We start from the raw sequence: 1,446 nt of genomic DNA, 5'->3' as shown, positions 1-1,446 counted from the left end.
CAACTACACCGAGGTTGCCGGCCAGCGGCCGGCACTACCAAACGATCGGGCATATCCGGCCACGCCCGTCATTTCAGCGGAGGAAATCCAGTCGCGCCCGTCACCCCAGTGCAGCCTATCCGACCGCGCCCGTCACCTCAGCGCAGCGTACCCAGCCACGCCGCCGACGCTTCGCTCGGGCTCTGCTTGGCCTTCACCGCCAACCCGCTCGCACGCACGAACGTCTGCGCCGCCTGCGCTACTACCTGGCGGGCGATCAGCGCGGCCTGCTTGGTCGTTGCCTGCTGCTTGCGCAGCTGCACGATATGCACCGACGGGCGACCCACCGGCGCGTACTTCTGGTCGCGGCGCAGGATGTCGGCCACCTGTGCCACTTCGTGTTCGGCCTGCAGGTAGCGGTGCTGTGCCTCGACCAGCTCACGCAGCGGTGCGCGCGCCGCAGCCGGGTCGGCGAAGGCAGACAGCGCTGCGTCGCAGGCGGTGTCATCGGCCAGGCGGGTACGCAGCGTGTCCACGCCGCTCAGGGTCAGTTTGCCCACGTGGGGCCTCGTTGGTGCAGGAAAGGAGCGCGATTGTCGCATGGGGTCGCGGTTACCATGGCGGCCGCACTGAACCACGGAAGGCAACACCATGCAGGAAGCGCAGTACTGGCTTGGCGAATTCTGGACCGGCCTGAGCGTGCTCGATCTGATCGGCGGCAGCGTGCTGGGCACGCTGTTGGGGCTGGCGCTGGGCATCTTCGCCTGGCGCGGGCTGCATCGACGCGGTTGGTTGCGGCGGCAGCGGCGTTGGCACCACGGGCTGCTGGCCTCGTATGTGGTGCTGCTGCCGTTGCTGGTCGCGTTCTTCGGCCTGCAGCTGGGCTTTACTGCCGGCGCGCACCGCGCGCTGTTCAAGCAGCTCGACCACTTCCAGCCGCACCTGCAGACGATGGTGGAAGGGTGGAGCAGTGGCTTCACCGCCTCGCTGGAAGACGAACGCATGCGTGCCGCGCTGCAGAGCCAGGGCACCGTGGGTGACGTTGCCGATTCGCTTGCTGCGATCTACCTGCGCGAGCATCCACTGCCAAGCGTGGAGCGGCTCGGTAACGGCCCGATGGCGCGCGGCGTGGGCTGGGTGATCGGCAAGGTGCGCGCCGGGTTGCTGCGCGCGATGGTGGAAGACACGCTGATCGACAAGGCCGGCACTGTGGGCCTGGAGCCGAAGATGGTGCGTGAGGCGCTGACCATGCGCATGGATGAGCTGTTGCATACGCGTGGCGTGCTGCGGCTGGTGAAGGCGCAGATCAACGGCATGATGCCGGGCGTGTATCTGGGGTTGCTGCTGCCGCTGGCGATCATCGCGCTGCTGCTGGCGCTGGAGATCTGGGCCGCGCATCGGTTCGGGTGGAAGAGTGGGGCTGCGCCCCGGTTGGTAGTGCCGGCCGCTGGCCGGCAGTTGCAGGAT

The 1,446-nt window shown here is 68.0% G+C and carries 2 protein-coding genes; one reads left to right on the top strand and one right to left on the bottom strand.

From position 1 onward, the window contains the following. Window positions 1-137: 137 nt before the first annotated feature. Window positions 138-539, bottom strand: a complete 402-nt coding sequence (locus AB4Y84_RS21595; RefSeq protein ID WP_442250923.1) for a hypothetical protein — start codon at window positions 537-539, stop codon at window positions 138-140. Between the two features lie 91 nt (window positions 540-630). Here AB4Y84_RS21595 and AB4Y84_RS21590 point away from each other — a divergent pair. After that, a partial coding sequence (locus AB4Y84_RS21590; protein ID WP_442250922.1) for a hypothetical protein occupies window positions 631-1,446 on the top strand: 816 nt, incomplete at its 3' end.

The organism is Stenotrophomonas sp. 2YAF22 (assembly GCF_052114665.1).
Lineage (GTDB): Bacteria > Pseudomonadota > Gammaproteobacteria > Xanthomonadales > Xanthomonadaceae > Stenotrophomonas > Stenotrophomonas indicatrix.
This window is presented reverse-complemented; position numbering and strand designations above follow the sequence as displayed.